This window comes from Streptomyces sp. NPDC031466 (assembly GCF_055581265.1).
The window spans coordinates 26,337-41,962 of the sequence record NZ_JBVIJT010000001.1 but is presented as its reverse complement, the minus strand read 5'-3'; the positions used below and the strand labels follow the sequence as shown (position 1 = coordinate 41,962).

The 15,626-nt window shown below is 67.0% G+C and carries 11 protein-coding genes; 9 read left to right on the top strand and 2 right to left on the bottom strand.

All coding sequences use genetic code 11. The features are described 5' to 3' along the window. From ACZ5GP_RS00180 to ACZ5GP_RS00150, 7 genes are all read left to right on the top strand, one after another. Entirely contained in the window at positions 1-441 is a 441-nt protein-coding gene (locus ACZ5GP_RS00180; RefSeq protein WP_468748576.1) for an ATP-binding protein, read from the top strand. Between the two features lie 442 nt (positions 442-883). After that, positions 884-1,738, top strand: a complete 855-nt coding sequence (locus ACZ5GP_RS00175) for an RNA polymerase sigma factor SigF (protein WP_468748575.1) — start codon at positions 884-886, stop codon at positions 1,736-1,738. A gap of 1,096 nt (positions 1,739-2,834) precedes the next feature. Then, positions 2,835-3,491, top strand: a complete 657-nt coding sequence (locus tag ACZ5GP_RS00170; RefSeq protein ID WP_468748574.1) for a hypothetical protein — start codon at positions 2,835-2,837, stop codon at positions 3,489-3,491. 153 nt (positions 3,492-3,644) lie between these two features. Further along, positions 3,645-5,216, top strand: coding sequence for a glutamate--cysteine ligase (locus ACZ5GP_RS00165; protein ID WP_468748573.1), 1,572 nt, complete (start codon positions 3,645-3,647; stop codon positions 5,214-5,216). Further along, a complete protein-coding gene (locus tag ACZ5GP_RS00160) occupies positions 5,216-6,955 on the top strand; it encodes a flavin monoamine oxidase family protein (protein WP_468748572.1) in 1,740 nt (579 codons plus the stop codon). Before ACZ5GP_RS00165 ends, ACZ5GP_RS00160 begins: the two co-directional genes overlap by 1 nt. A gap of 82 nt (positions 6,956-7,037) precedes the next feature. After that, a complete protein-coding gene (locus ACZ5GP_RS00155) occupies positions 7,038-8,981 on the top strand; it encodes a metal-dependent hydrolase family protein (RefSeq protein ID WP_468748571.1) in 1,944 nt (647 codons plus the stop codon). Positions 8,982-9,005: 24 nt separating this feature from the next. After that, positions 9,006-10,106 carry a threonine aldolase family protein gene (locus tag ACZ5GP_RS00150; RefSeq protein WP_468748570.1) on the top strand — a complete coding sequence of 367 codons (1,101 nt, stop codon included), beginning with the start codon at positions 9,006-9,008 and terminating at the stop codon, positions 10,104-10,106. Positions 10,107-10,133: 27 nt separating this feature from the next. Here the strand turns inward: ACZ5GP_RS00150 and ACZ5GP_RS00145 are convergent, their stop codons facing one another. Continuing rightward, positions 10,134-11,393, bottom strand: coding sequence for an aminotransferase class I/II-fold pyridoxal phosphate-dependent enzyme (locus ACZ5GP_RS00145; protein ID WP_468748569.1), 1,260 nt, complete (start codon positions 11,391-11,393; stop codon positions 10,134-10,136). A 102-nt stretch (positions 11,394-11,495) separates the two neighbouring features. Further along, positions 11,496-12,206 carry a hypothetical protein gene (locus tag ACZ5GP_RS00140; protein WP_468748568.1) on the bottom strand — a complete coding sequence of 237 codons (711 nt, stop codon included), beginning with the start codon at positions 12,204-12,206 and terminating at the stop codon, positions 11,496-11,498. A gap of 413 nt (positions 12,207-12,619) precedes the next feature. Here ACZ5GP_RS00140 and ACZ5GP_RS00135 point away from each other — a divergent pair, with 413 nt between their 5' ends. Both ACZ5GP_RS00135 and ACZ5GP_RS00130 read left to right on the top strand, forming a co-directional pair. After that, positions 12,620-14,932 (top strand): molybdopterin-dependent oxidoreductase, encoded by a 2,313-nt coding sequence (locus tag ACZ5GP_RS00135; RefSeq protein WP_468748567.1) that lies wholly within the window; start codon positions 12,620-12,622, stop codon positions 14,930-14,932. Positions 14,933-15,066: 134 nt separating this feature from the next. After that, on the top strand, positions 15,067-15,618 hold the full coding sequence (locus tag ACZ5GP_RS00130; RefSeq protein WP_468748566.1) for an EF-hand domain-containing protein: 552 nt from the start codon (positions 15,067-15,069) through the stop codon (positions 15,616-15,618). Positions 15,619-15,626: the final 8 nt, after the last annotated feature.

The following is a 15,626-nucleotide window of genomic DNA, read 5'->3' as shown; positions in this document are numbered from 1 at the left end:
ATGGACGCCGAACGCAAACACCTGCAAGACGAAGCCGAACTGAACGCCCTGGCCATCGAACGGACCTGGAAATTCGCGGGAGAACTGAGCAGTGTGACCCAGGCACGCCAGCGGGCAGCCGTCTTTCTTCACGCTCTGGTGCTGGTGAAGCCACCGGCCTCACCAGAGGCCTACGACGATGTACTCCTGGTGGTCACCGAACTGGCCTCCAATGCCTTCACGTATGCGCCCGGCCCCTTCAGCCTCCGCCTGTGCGCAGTGGCTGACACCATCGAGGTCGCTCTGACTGACACGAACCCCGCAAAGCCGGAACCTCGTCCGTCCGATCTCACCGGTCGCGGCGGCATCGGATGGCACCTGATCAACGCCATCGCCGAGCAGACCATCACCCTGCCGGAAAAAGTGGGCAAGACCGTGCACGCCTTCCTCCCCTGGCGATGACGAGCCCCGGACCGTCATACCGGCCCCTCCTGTACAGGGTCAGCGACCTCGCCCCGAAAACACCCACCCCTTCTTGCCTTCCAGCTCCCTCGTCATGGGGGTAGGGGCGAGCACGGACGCCCGCAGCCACACCTTCCCCCCCGGACGGCACGCAGTCCGGATGCGCTCCCGGCCGGACCTTGGCGTCCTGACCGACGGCGTCACCCGCCCCTTCCCCGAGAGCTGGTCCTCGGGTTGGTGGAGCGAACGGGGCCAGGGACGGCCCCACCAAGAAGGCATGGCACGGACAGCCAACGTGCGCCCGCCGTGGTCTGCGCCCGACGAAAGTCGAGACCGATGCAGAAGTGAAGAATCTGCGTACATTTTTTGTGTGAAGCGTGGGACGCCGGGCAGATGATGCCCCGGAAGCACGGTAGTAGCCAGCACAAAGGGGACGGGACACATGGTCACTGTGGCGGCCGGAGAGCAGACGCAGGCGCATCGAGCGGAGAAGGCGGCACACCGCGCGTACGTGAACCCGTCGTCGGTGGCGCCGAAGGACGCGCGGGCGATTTCCCGGCGTTTCTTCGACCGGCTGGGTGAGCTGGAGGAGGGCACGCACGAGTACCAGTACGTGCGCAACTGCCTGATCGAGATGAACCTGTCCCTGGTGCAGTACGCGGCCTCGCGTTTCAAGCACCGCGGTGCGCAGGAGATGGAGGACATCGTCCAGGTCGGCACGATCGGCCTGATCAAGGCGATCGACCGGTTCGAGCTGACCCGCGAGGTGGAGTTCACCTCCTTCGCCGTGCCGTACATCACCGGTGAGATCAAGCGCTTCTTCCGCGACACGAGCTGGGCCGTCCACGTGCCGCGCCGCCTGCAGGAAGCGCGCATCGAACTGTCCAAGGCGACCGAGGAACTGCGCACACGCCTGGGCCGTACGCCCTCCACGGCGGAACTCGCCGAGCTGATGCAGCTCACCCCCGCCGAGGTCGCCGAGGCACAGCGGGCCTCCAACGGCTACACGTCCGTCTCGCTGGACGCGGCCATCGGCAAGGACGACGAGTCCGACACCGCCCTGGCCGACTTCGTCGGAGTGGAAGAAGAGCGCTTCGAGCTGGTCGACAACTTCCACACCCTGGCACCGCTCATCGCCGAACTCGACGAACGCGACCGCCAGGTCATCCACATGCGCTTCGTCGAGGAGAGGACGCAGGCACAGATCGGCGAGATCCTCGGCTGCTCGCAGATGCACGTCTCCCGCCTCCTCACCCGGATCATCACCAAGCTGCGTACCGGGTTGACCACGGACTGACAGCGCGAGTCCTGCATGACTGCTGACTTTTCGAGTACTTCTGTCACCGACGGAACACGGAGACCGGTGGTCCTGACCGCCACTGCCGCAAGGTTGACTTCCCACCTTGAGCGGGATTCCCCTTGTCCGCTGACGACGAGGTAGTGCTTGCTCCCGCGGAACTCCAGACCCTCGCAGCCGTCGGCGAGCAGCTGACCGGGTGCTTCGTCGACCCCGGGTCGGCTCTGTTTCTGAGACGCCGCTAGCCAGACCAGACAGATGGGACGCCGCTGGACAGGCCCGTCCTGCCGTCGCCCGAAGAGTCGTCAACTCCGCGCGCCGGGTCGCGCCAGACGACATCGGCGAATCCGCGGGGTCGAGAGCGAAGAAGTCCGCGGCGGGCTCGCCCTGCCTGAAGGCAGGCTGCTGGCCGAATGGCTCGAAGGCGCTGAAGCGCCCACCGATCATTGGCTGTCCGGCCTGGCAGTAAGGGCATGGGTCGAATGCGAGATTGCCCGCCTGAAGTCCCGTCGGATTTCCCTTGAGCCGGGTGCGGCCTACCGCATGCCGGCAAGCATCGAAGCCTCCTCGCCTCGGATCGGCAAGGCTGAAGAGGCCTGCCGATCCGGCCAATATGGCCGATCGTTGTTTGTCCTCGTTGGGAAAACGGTCTCCGCAGTGCACTGGGAATCACTGTTTGCGGAATCGACTCAAACTGGATCCCGGCCAGAGGTCGGAGGGGGAAGCGCGCGTCAAATGGGGCGGAAGTACGTGGTGTGAACCTGTTCGGCACCTGATCTGGTCACATTCAGTCCGGTGGCGAATACGCTCCAGGCAGCGGTACCGGAGAGATGCATCCGTGGGTCTGTGCAGGTCGGCGGAGTGCTGCGGCGTCAGGGCGTGCCGCGGAACACGCCCCAGGGACAAGAAGGCGTGCCCGCAAGGAACCCAGCTCGTGTGCTTGAGTCGCACCTCGCGGGTAGGTATTCCGAGCGCGAGTCAATTTCCTTGAGGATTGCGGCGATTATGATCACCGCACGACGGCTCTGTGTCCTTGGAATCCGCAGAGTTTTGCACCGAAACGCGATGTGCCGTTCCCCGACTGAAGGATACTTCCATGCCGCCTGCGACCGAGTTCATTGACACCGTGGGAATCAATGTCCCTGAACATCTCGGCGCCAACGAGTTCCTGTCCCTGGCCCGGGAAGGAATGATCGAGGAGGAGCATTTACGGAGGTTCGCTCTCGCTGAGTTCCAGTCGCAGGAAGCCGAGCTCGCGGCCTACGGCCTGTTGCTGGCCCGATATCCGCACGAAGTGCCCGGCGGATTCTTCTCCTTCGTCGGTCATGAGCTGATGCAGGCACGTCACCGGATGGTGGCCGGTCTCGCGCCGTCTCTGGGCATGTCACCCGATGAGATGCGCCGGGCTCCCCGGCTGGAACCGGTGCGACGGTTCACCGAGTTCGTCTCCTGGGTGGCCCTTCACGCAGGGGCGGCGGAGGCGGCTCTCCTGGCACGTACCGACTTCACCCTGTGGTGCAACACCTGCGCGGTCCTCGCCGACGTGCTCAGCGAGACGGAGCAGGTACCTGAGGCCGCGGTGGAGTACATCGGCGCCTACCGGGAGAACCCACCGGAGGTGGCGGACGGCGTGCTGCAGGTCATCGAGTACGGCCGGGCGCAGCACGAGCCTGACCAGTGGATCACGCGCAGCGCGGTACGGATGGAGCCGATGCTCAGAGCCTGGTGGCGGGCGGTCGCCACGACCAGCTGACGGACACGGGCAAGGCAGTCGTGCCGGACCTCGGGACGCGGGGAACTCACAGGAGCGGGCGTGGGCAGCGACGTCGGACGGGTGACTTTCACAGAACGGGACCACGCGCACTTCCGCGCCCGCTTGGAAGACTGTCTTTCCACGCTGAGGAAGGTGGTGGCCCACCCGGAGTTCGGAGCGGTCCCCGCCACTTTGGGTGCGGAGCTGGAGGCATCCCTCATCGGGGAGAGGGGTGGTCCGGCCCCGGTCAACGTGGCCGTGCGCGAGCTTCTTCAGGACGATCGCATGGCCCTGGAGGTGGCGCGCTTCAACCTCGAGGCGAACCTGGAACCCGTTCCACTCGCTGGACGTCCGTTCACCGCTGTGGCCGAGCAGGCGGCTCACATGTTGCGTCAGATCACCGCCCAGTCTCTGCCGCACCACGGAGCAAGGGCAGTCCCGATCGGGACGCTGCCCACGCTGACCTCGGCGGATGTGACGACGGACGCGCTGACTCCGGCGCCGCGCTTCCACGCCCTGGAGCGGGCCTGGGCCCGGCGTCGCCCCACCCCGTTCACCCTCCGCGTGGCGGAGGGAAGGGAGGGAGTGCTCCGGGCGGACTCCGTAGCGGTCCAAGGGGCCGCCTGCTCCTGGCAGGTCCACCTGACGGTGACCCGGGACCGTTTCCTGCACACCTTCAACGCCGCTCAGCTCGCCACGGCCCTCGTCCTTGCCGCGGCGGGCAACTCCCCCTTTCCCCTGGGGCGCAGGGGAGTGCAGGAGGCACGGATTCTCTTGTACGAGCAGGGCTTCGGCGATCGCGGCAACGCTCGTCCCGGGACTCCGCGCCCCCGAGTGGATTTCGGCCGGGCATGGCTGCGGGGCGGTCCCCTCGCCGGATTCGAGGAAGCCGTCCACGCTCACGACGTCCTGCTTCCGGCACGCAACCGGGATCAGGACGGCGGCGACCGGGGAGGAACACCGTATCCGTCACTCGAAGAGCTCCGCCTGCACCTGAGCACGGTGTGGTCATGGAACCGCCCGGTCTACGACCCGCTTGGACACCTGCGCATCGAATTCAGGGCGCTGCCCTCGGGACCCACTCCACTGGATATGGCGGCCAACACGGCCTTCCTGGTCGGCCTGACCCTGTTCTTGGCCGCGGGAGGGCGCGACGTGGCGCACTGCCTGCCCTTCGCCTGCGCCAAGGCCAATTTCTATCGGGCTGCGCGTGACGGCCTGCGCGCGTCTCTGTGGTGGCCTTCGCCGGGATCAGCTCCACAGGAACATGAGGCCGGCGCTCTGGTGCGAAAGCTCCTGCCCCAGGCCAGGGAAGGGCTGATCATGGCGGAGGTGGACGCCGACGAGGCGGACACGATGCTGAACCTCCTGCACGAGCGGGTTGCCACGGGCCGCACAGGAGCGTGGTGGCAGCAGCGGGCTCTCGAGGTGCTGAACCGGCGACGAGAGGCACCGCGCGGAGAGGGCGCGGCACTGCCGACGGACCGGACGCCCGCCACGTCGGGAGGACGGTGGGAGGAGCTGCCCGGAGGCGGGACCGCCACCTCGGAATCGCCTACGGCACGGGCCGAGCAGCCCGCCGAAGCGGTTCCGGACGCGGGGTGCAGGGGTGAGCCAGGACTGCCCCCCTTGCACGACCTGACCGTGCGGTACGCGCGACTGGCCGAACGCGCCGATCCGGTACACACCTGGAACCTACCTGCGGACCTGCCCTGGAGTCAGTGATGAGCCCAAGTACCCCGCCGCCCGCCACCGACCTTCAGGTGGACTTCCCCTTCGACTACGCCGCCCACGTCGCCGGCGGCCGGCGCATGGGCCGCCTGCCCGAGGATGCCCAGGGAACGCCTGTCGCCGTCATCGGCGCCGGCGGCAGCGGACTGGTCGCCGCGTACGAGCTGGCACGTGCGGGGTGCCGCCCGGTCGTGTACGAGGCCGAAGAGAGCGCGGACGGGCCGGGCGGGCGGCGCCTCGGCGGTCGCATGTACAGCCGGCGTCTTCGCGAGGAGGACAGCGCGGTCGTGGAACTGGGCTGCCTGCGCTTCCCGGAAACGGCGCGGCTGCTGCGCCATTACGCCCAAACGTTCGGGGTTCGACTGGAAGCGTTCCGGGACAACTACGCGGCTCCCACGACACCGTTGACGGTGCTCGACGTCGACGGCGGACAATACGCCGCACGAGAGATCGAGGACCTGTACGGCCGCCACGAAGTGTTCCGAGAGGCACACACGCGCTGGCAGCAGGCACTCACCCGGATCGGCTTCCACCAGATCCAGCGGGAACTGGCGGCGCGCGACCTCGACGCGGTACGCCGCCGCTGGCGCGACGTCCTGACCAGGTTCGACCTGTGGACCTTCTACCGCTTCCTGCGTGATCCCGACGCTGTGGGCCTCAGCCACGATGAGGCGCGCGTTCTCGGCACCGCCGGAGTGGGGCCGGCCGTCTGGGACTCCTTCTTCCAACTCAGCACGATGGAGATACTGCGGCTGCTGCTCTGCACCGAGGGCAGCAGTCTCCTGTACGCGCCTGACGGCATAAGCCGGCTCGCCGAGGGTTTCTGGGCCCACCGCACCACCGACCCGCGAGGGCGGACATGCAGTGTGGAGGCGATGAACGGGGGAGCGCTGCGACCCGCCGTGCGTCTGCTGGAGGTCGAACCCGACCCCGGACACGGCGTCGTGGTGCACAGCGAGGACGGGCGCGATGAACGCTTCGCGGCCGCCGTGTTCACCCCGCAACTGCGTCTTCTGGAAACCGGTGTGGAAGTGCGTTCCACCTCTGCCCGCGTCCCCGTGCTCGGACCCCGGCTGTGGCGGGCCGTCCGCCGACTCCACTACTGGCAGTCCTCCAAGACCGCACTCGTCGTCGACCACCCGTTCTGGACGAAGACGTCCATGGATGGGGTCACCCTCACCGACCGCCTGCCACGTGCCGTCTACACCATGGACTATGGGCCCCCGCGAGGCTCTCGCGGACGCCGCGGCGTGCTGGACCTCAGCTTCACCTGGGCCCAGGACGCCATGAAGATCGCCCCTTCCACCCCGGAGGAACGGATCGCCCTCTTCGTCCGCGACCTCGCGGACATCCACCCCGAGGTGGCGGACGACCTGCGTACACATACCCGCACGGGTGAAGCCGTGACCATCTCATGGGAGAACGAGAGGAACTTCCGCGGCCTGAGCCGTTGGTCGTGTCCGGGCGACTACCCCTACCAACGGGATCTGTTCGCTCACTTCATGAAGGACTTCACCGGCACGCCGGCCGTGCCGGGTGAACCTCCGAACGCGCTGTACCTGGCCGGTGACGACACCTCCTGGTCTCCCGGCTGGCTCAACCATGCCCTCGCCTCCGGCCTCAACGCCGCCTGGGGAGTCCTGCGCCAACTCGGCGCCCGCCCCGAACCAGGAAATCCCGGACCAGGAGATGTCTGGAACGACCCCCGCTACACACCGCTCACCACACCCTGACGCCACGCGCCCCGGCCGCGAGCGCCGGCACCGACCGCCCGGACGCCCTTGCCTCTCGCCCTCGCCGTCTCCGGAGGTACCCGTGCACACACCCCCCGACCGAGATCTCCTTCTGCGACCCGACCGTGTCTGGGACGCTGTCGCGGACACACCGGTCGACAACGTGTCCGTCCTCCTGCGCGACGGCCGGATCGAAGAGATGGGCCACGATCTCCGCCCCGACCCGGAGACGGACGTCCTGGAGATGCCCGGCTGCACGCTCCTGCCCGGTTTCATCGACTGCCACGTCCACGTCCTGGACGAGAGTGCGGAAACAGCTCCCTCCGCATACCAGACCCTCACCGCGGTACCGGCCCTGCGTGCCCTGCTGCACAACGGGTTCACCACCGTCCGGGACCTGGGCAGCGCTCACCTCCCCCTCAACGTCTCACTGCGCGCAGCCGTCGAGGACGGATTGATCGAAGGGCCACACATCATCGCGGCGCCCAACATCCTGTCCCCCCGCGGCGGCCACGGCGACAAGGAACCCGATCTGGCCCAGCGCTACGGAACCCAGATCGGCACCCTGGCCGAAGGCGTCGACGAACTGCGCCGCGCGGTACGCGAACAGTCCCGTGCCGGAGCGGACTGGATAAAGTTCGCGGGCGGCGGCGGCTTCTCCTCACCGGTCGACAGCCCCACCAGCACCTCCTACTCGCGTGTGGAGGTGCACACCATCGTCTCGACGGCCGACGACCTGGGACTGCCCTGCGCGGCACACGTCTTCACCGACCGCGCGGTGCTGCGCGCCGTCACCGCGGGAGTGCGCAGCGTGGAACACGGCTGCTTCGCCACCGCGGCCACGTACGGGGTCATGGAGGACGCGGGCACCTTCCTGGTGCCCACCCATTACGCCCAGACCTACTTCCTGGAACGGCTCGATGACGACGACTTCTGGGACGCCTCCATGGCGGTCATCCGGCAGAACTATCGCAAGTACGCCGACACGCTGCGCGAAGGCCTGCTGCGGCCGGCGCGCACGAACGTGAAAACCGCCTTCGGCACCGACGCGGGGATGTTTCCGCACACCGAGAACTGGCGGGAGTTCCCCACCTTGTTGGCCCACGGCTACACCCACCTGCGCGCCCTGAGAGCGGCGACGTGCGTCGCGGCGGAGCTCCTCGACCGCCCTGACCTCGGCACCGTCACCCCCGGCTCGACAGCGGACCTTGTCGCCGTCGAAGGCGACCCCTTCACCGACATCACCGCCACCGGCCGCGTCCGGCATGTGCTTCAGCGAGGTCGTCTGGTCACCACGGCACGGGACACGGTCTCGGGAAGCGCATCTCGTCGGAAGCCGCCCCCCGCACCCTCAGGACCCAGCAAGGAGAACCGTATGAATCCCGAGCAGATGATCGAAGCGATGAAGCCCGACGTCGAGCGGTTCGTCAGCGGAAATCAACTGGTCACGCTGGCACAGGACGGGCAGATCCGAAGGGACCACTTCAAAAGGATGCTGCTCGCCGAATACCAGTGCCAGGAGGCCGAACTCTCCACCTATGCCCTGCTGGCGTCCCGACACCGCCACGAGACACCGGCGACCCTGTTCTCCTTCGTCCTGCACACCATCGCGACCGCCCGCGGCCTGTTACGCGAGGCGGCTCCGACGGTCGGCATCCGCGCCGCCGACATTCCGCTGGTCCCGGTCGACCAGGGGCTGTTCCGGGTGGTACGCGACCTCACCTGGATGGGCACCCAGGCGGGACCGGCCGAAGCCGCCCTCTATCTGCACACGGACCTCTCGACCTGGTGCACCCTCTTCTCCCGCATTTCCGCCGCCTCCCGGCAGCTGACGGACGTGCCCGAGCCCGTGCTCGCCTACCTGGATTCCTGGGGAGACAAGCCGCCCCCCGAGATCGCCGCGGGAACCCTGGAAGTACTCGAGTACGGACTGGCCCAGGGCGAAGAACCGGATCGCATTCTCCACACCGCCCGGCAGCTGGGGTCTCTCATCGACCCGTACTGGACCTACGTCGACGGTGGTTGAAGAGAGGGCGTACGAGAGGGACGGATGCCGTCCCTCTCCAGGGCGTGCCCGACCTCGCCGCTGCCCTCCACGGACGCCACTCGCCGCCACGACCCCGGCTGGCGAGAGTTCACCAGCGACAACTGCTCTGGCGCCCACGCGGAAATCCTGTCCGCACTGGTCCTCGCCAATGGGGGGCATCAACAGGCTTACGGCGAGGACGACTACACCACGCGGCTGGACGACACCTTCCGCCGGCACTTCGGACCGGCCGCCCAGGCATTTCCCGTCTTCAACGGGACGGGAGCCAACCTCATAGCGCTGCAGGCCGTCACCGACCGCTGGGGAGCGGTGCTCTGTGCAGAACAGTCCCATCTGACCGAGGACGAGGGGGGAGCCCCCGAGCACGTCGCGGGGCTGAAACTGCTCGAACTTTCCTCTTGGGACGGGAAAATCAGCCCCGGGCTGGTCGGCCGTGCGGTGGAGGCGGCGAGTGACGTTCACAGCGCTCGGCCACAAGCTCTCTCCCTGGCACAGGCCACGGAACTCGGCACCTGTTACACCCCCGAGGAGATCCGCGCTCTTTCCGCATGCGCGCACGCACACGGCCTGGCCGTCCACATGGACGGTGCGCGACTTGCCAACGCGGCCGTGTCCCTGGGCGTGCCTCTGTCGGCCTGCACGACTGAGGCGGGTATCGACATCCTGTCGTTCGGCGGCACCAAGAACGGCCTCCTGTTCGGCGAATGCGTAGTGCTACTCGACCCGTCCCGGGTCTCAGGGCTGCCGTACCTGCGCAAGCGCTCCACCCATCTCGCGTCCAAGATGCGTTTCCTGTCCGTGCAGTTCGAAGCACTCCTCGAAGGAGACCTCTGGAAACACAACGCGGCCCACGCGAATGCCATGGCCGCGAGGCTCGGCTCCCTGCTCTCCGGCCTGAACGGAGTGACGGTCACCCGGCCTGTCGAGGCCAACTCGGTATTCGCCGCGCTGCCCCGGACGGTCCTTACCCGCCTCCTGGACCGGTACACGATCTACACCAATGACGAAAGCCGGGGGGAAGTGCGTCTGATGTGTTCATTCGACACCACCGAAAGAGACGTCGATGTTTTCGGAGCGGCGGTGGCCGAGAACATGTCGATGTGAGCGCACATGGTGGCACCGACGGAACTGTCACACAGAATGGAATGCCGCTGCGAACGTGGAGAGCGCTTGGTCGAGTTGTGCGGTGGAATGCCGGGCAGTGATGTTCACACGCAGACGTGCCGCTTTGCGGGCGACCGCGGGCCAGATGAAGGGGACGACCATGACGCCCCGTTGACGGCAGTACTCGGCGATGCGCATGGCACGCCGGTCATCGCCGACGAACAACGGCACGATACCTGTGTGGTACGGACCCTGATCGGGGGTGATCAGACCTTTCCGCCGTGCCCCCTCCACGAAGTGGCGCATATTGGAGCGCAGTTGCTCGCGCCGCTTGGCCCCCTCTGCCTCGATGACATCGAGTGCGGCGATGGCGGCTCCACATGCCATCGCCGGGAGGGCCGCACTGAAGACATGACCGGAAGCGGAAAGGCGCAGCAGTCGGGTGAGGGAGGCGGGACCGGCCAGGAAGCCTCCGGCGGAAGGCACGGTCTTGCTCAGTGTCGCCATGGTGAGACCAATGGGTGACCTGGGTATCCCGAAGTGCTCGTGCAGTCCTTTTCCGGTCGCACCGAGTACACCGAGACTATGGGCCTCGTCCAGATACAGGACGGCTTGGTGCTCGCGGCACGCCTGATCGAACGCCGGCAGGTCCAGCAGATCACCGTCCGCGCTGAAGACGGCGTCGCAGACGACCAGTTTGACCGCGTCGTCCGGCGCTTCGGCGAGGAGACTGCGGACATGTGCGGGGTCATTGTGGCGGAAGGTCCGTACGTGCGCTCCGTGGGCCGAGGCGATGGAACACCCCGTGATGATGCTGGCGTGGTTGAGGGCGTCCGAGAGGATCCAGTCTCCTTCGCCGACGAGGGCTGGTATCACCGTCGCATTGGTCTGGAATCCGGACGGCAGCAAGACGACCCCTTGATGGCCCGTGAAGCCCGCAAGGCGCTCTTCCAGACGGAGGTGCGAGGTCGGGGAGGCTGCGGCCGCGGCGGTGCCGTGCCCTCCCGTCCCGTACATGTCGATAGCGGCCTTGGCGCCTTCGTTGATTGCGGGGTGGCCCAGCAAACCCAGGTAGTCGTAGCTGGTCATGGCAATCTGGGGCACCTCGTCCGGGTACTGGAAGATCATGCCTTCCACGGCGTCGACGGCGCGTGTCCACAGTGCCGGCGTCCGGCCGCCCCCCAGACTTCGTGAGCGAAGTCGGCTTTCGAGGAGCGCCAGGACGTCCGCCTCGGCGCCGCGGTACGGGCGGGGCAGGGAAGGAGAGGTCTCGGGACCTTGTTCCATGAGGTCGATCCTTCGTGGGTGCGAGGATTGCCGGGCTTCCCTGGCTGTGGGGTGGCACGGGGAAGCCGACGAGTCTTCGGGCAGAGCCGTCCCCTAACGAGGTCAGTCGCCCGTTATCAGCTGGAAGTAACTGGTCATGAAGGGCTCCACCTTCCGAGCCGTTCGCACGATCCGCTCCTCGTCCTCGCCGAGAGCCAAGCCGTATCCGATGGTCTCCAGCGCACCGTCGATCATTTCCCGGGGCTCTTCACCGAAGAGATCGAGGTACTCCACGACAGCCTCGGGAATGGCGTTCTGCTCGCGGACCGCGCTGGACAGTCGTCGGCACACAGCCCACCAGCGCGTGTAGTCGGCATGGAGGACGGCGGCAGCCTCCGCCGGCCCCGCCTGCAGTCCCAGCCAGGACAAGAACTCGGTGATGCGTTCCAAGCGTGGGTCGAGCGGCAGGCCGGCGAGTTCTTCCGGTCGCAGATCCACGGATCGCACGGCACCGTTCAGGAGCTGCTTCCGGGCCTGCGCGAGTCGGTGCACGGTGTGAGCGAACAACCCGGCGGGCACCTCGTGGCGGAACCGATTGATCAATGCACCGTAGGTCGCGATCTCCGTACCGGTGCAGTGGTACTCGCCTGTCACGAGGCGTCGAACCTGTTCCCGCGTCACTTCCCCTTTCTGCGCCAGACATAAGAGAGCACTGGATTCCGCGTAGGCGTGGATGTCACTTCCTGTCGACCGAACGATGTCGTGAGGCAACATGTCGAGACCTTTCTCGAGAGCACCACCGTCGAGCCGCAGACGCCACGAGGAAACCTGCACGGAGTCAATCCTGCAGTGGACAGTTCTCGGCAGATCTTGTTTCCGGACAACGATGGGGAATCCTCGTCGCGGTGCCTGTTGACCGATTTCCCGGGCCCCTCCCTTGCAAGCGTCGATTTACGGTCATCCGCAAAATAAATTCACTAGCGCAGATCGAAATACGGACAACCGCAGGGGAATCTCTCGACGTGTTCTCCACCACAAAAGAAGTTCCAGCACTTTTGCCTCAACTGGCAGAGCAACTGCCCGCGCGGCGCAAGACGTGCCTTCCCAGTCGTACGCACCGTCAGGGTTGGGCAGCATCCCCCAGGGGGAGCCTGTGTCCTGCGGACCGCTGACTGGCTCGGATCCCCTGTGGTGCAGCGGCCGTTGCCCGAGATCCGGGGAGACTTCAGGGATGGAGTTGATGCGCGGTGGAACGACGCATACCGGTGGCGACGCACTGGGGGAGTTTCGTAGCCGTGGTCGATTCGGGTCAGCTGGTACGCATCGAGCCCCGGCGTGATGACCCCGCGCCGTCGCCGATCGGCCCGGGCATGGTGACGGCTGCGGAGGACAGTGCGCGGGTGCTGCGTCCCGCGGTGCGCAAAGGGTGGCTCGACGGCTTGCCGCGCGCCGCTGAAACGGCCAGAGGTGCGGACAGCTTCGTAGAGGTCAGCTGGGACGACGCGCTCACGCTGGTGAGCGAGGAGTTGCGCCGGGTGCGCGCCCAGCACGGGGACAGCGCGGTCTTCGGAGGCTCGTACGGCTGGGCCAGCGCGGGTGGGTTCCACAACGCGCAGGGTCAGCTCCACCGGTTCCTGGCGTTGGGCGGGGGCTACACCGACTCGCGCAACACGTACAGCACCGCCGCTCTCGAGGTCATCCTTCCGCATGTGATCGGCGGGGCTCCGTGGAGCTACCAGTCCCGGATGCCGATGTGGGACGAGATCGCCGAGAGCTGTGAGCTCGTGGTGGCGTTCGGGGGGCTGGCTCTGAAGAACAGCCAGATCAACCCTGGCGGGCTGGCCCGACACCGGACGCGGGACCTGCAGCGGAAGTGCCGTGCAGCCGGGGTGCGGTTCGTCAACGTCAGCCCGATCCGCAGTGACACCGCGGACTTCCTCGATGCCCAGTGGCTGCCGGTCGTCCCCAACACCGACACCGCCCTGATGCTCGGCATCGCGCACACGATGCTGGTCAACGAGTGGTACGACGAGGACTTCCTCACCCGCTGCTGCGAGGGGTTCGACCGCTTCGCCCCCTACCTGACCGGCGACGTGGACGGCATCGTCAAGGACGCCGACTGGGCGGCGAGGATCACGGGCATCAGCCGCGACACGATCGCCGATCTCGCCCGCCGCCTGTCCACACAGCGCTCCCTCATCATGGTCAACTACGCCATACAGCGGGCGGACCACGGTGAGCAGCCGATCTGGATGTCGCTCGTGCTGGCGGCCATGGCGGGTTCGCTGGGCCGGCCCGGCTGCGGCTGGGGCGCGGGCTACGCAACGATGGACGCGACCGGTGTCGCCCCGGGCCGCCCGTCCGTGGCGTCGATGCCGCGGGTGGCGAACCCTGTCGCGGACTTCATTCCGGTCGCCCGGATCGCGGACACCCTGCTGGAACCGGGCGCGACCATCGACTACGACGGTCAGCGCCTGACCCTGCCGGACCTGCGCCTGATCTACTGGTGCGGGGGAAACCCCTTCCACCACCACCAGGACCTCCACCGCCTCACCCGAGCCTGGCAGCGCCCGGACACGGTGGTGGTCCATGAAGCCTGGTGGAATGCCACGGCGAAGTTCGCCGACATCGTGCTTCCCGTCGCGACCAGTCTGGAGCGTGACGACTTCGCCGCGGGCTTCTCCGACCCGCACCTCGTCGCGATGCCGAAGGTCCGCGAGCCGGCCGGCGAGGCACGCACCGACCACCAGATCTTCGCCGCGTTGGCTGCCCGGCTCGGCTACGAGCGCGAGTTCACCCAGGCGCGTTCCGAGATCGAATGGGTCCGGCACCTCTACGCCCGGACACGGGCGAACCTCGGCGACGACGCGGCCCTGCCTGAGTTCGACGAGTTCTGGCAACGCACCTCCGGTGTCGAACTGCCCGCACTCAGCGGGCCTTTTCCTGGCAGCTTCGAAGCACTGCGCTCCGATCCGCAGCGCTTCCCTCTGACAACACCGTCGGGCCGGATCGAGATCTTCTCCGAGAAGATCGACTCGTTCGGCTACGACGACTGCACCGGACATCCGACGTGGTTCGAACCCGTGGAGTGGCTTCACGCCGACCTGGCGGACCGCTTCCCGCTGCACCTGATTTCGAATCAGCCCGCCTCACGCCTGCACAGCCAGTACGACAACGGCGGCCACAGCCTCAAGTCGAAGATCCACGGCCGCGAGCCCGTAACGATCAACCCGCGAGATGCGGCAGCACGCGGTATCGAGAACGGCATGATCGTGCGCGTCTACAACGACCGAGGCAGCTGTCTGGCGGGCGCGAACCTGTCGGACGCCGTCATGCCCGGCGTGATCCAGCTGTCCACCGGAGCATGGTGGGACCCGGCCCAGCCGGGCCGGAGCGGAACCTTGGACCGCCACGGCAACCCGAACACCCTCACCGGGGACCGCGGGTGCTCACGACTGTCCCAGGGCCCCAGTGCGCACAGTGCCCTTGTCGACGTCGAGGCCTACGACGGGCCGGTCGAGGAGGTACTGGCCTTCACACCACCACACCTCGAACACTGAACCGAAGCCGGCTCGACGACCGGCGAGTCTGCCGAGTTCACGCTCGTCGTACGCCGGGTCGGCAGGTCCGACCGGCGCCGAGGCTCCACTCGTACGTTTGCGTGTCCGTAACCGTGTGAATACGGTGCGCAGTCATGACTGCACTGCAAGATCTCAAGTACGGCCAGTGGTTCAGGGGCGCCGATGTCGACGGTGACGGATTCATCACCCAGCACGACGTCCGCCAGATGAGCGAGCGCTACATCAGCGCCCGCGAGACCACCCCTGATGCCGGGACCGTCCGCCGGCTCACCGAGGGAATGGACCAGTTCTGGTCGAACGTGATCGCCCCGATGGACCAGGACGGTGACGGGAAGGTCGATGTGCGGGAGATGACCGAAGGCTTCAAGAGTGTCCTGACCGACCGCGCCCTCTACCCGAAGCAGATTGCGCCGATCACCAATTGCTTCTTCGATCTCGTCGACCTCAATGAAGACGACAAGATCGACCAGGCCGAGTTCCAGCAGATGTTCGACTCGGTCGCCGCCGTCCCCGGCGAGGACTGCGCCACCGTCTTCGCCGCTCTGGACCTCGATGGTTCCGGTGGTCTGGACCGTGACGAGTTCCACCAGGCACTCGAAGAGTTCTTCTACGGCAATGACCCCGACGCTCCCGCCAACCACATCTTCGGCAAGGTCACCGCCTGACACTTCCG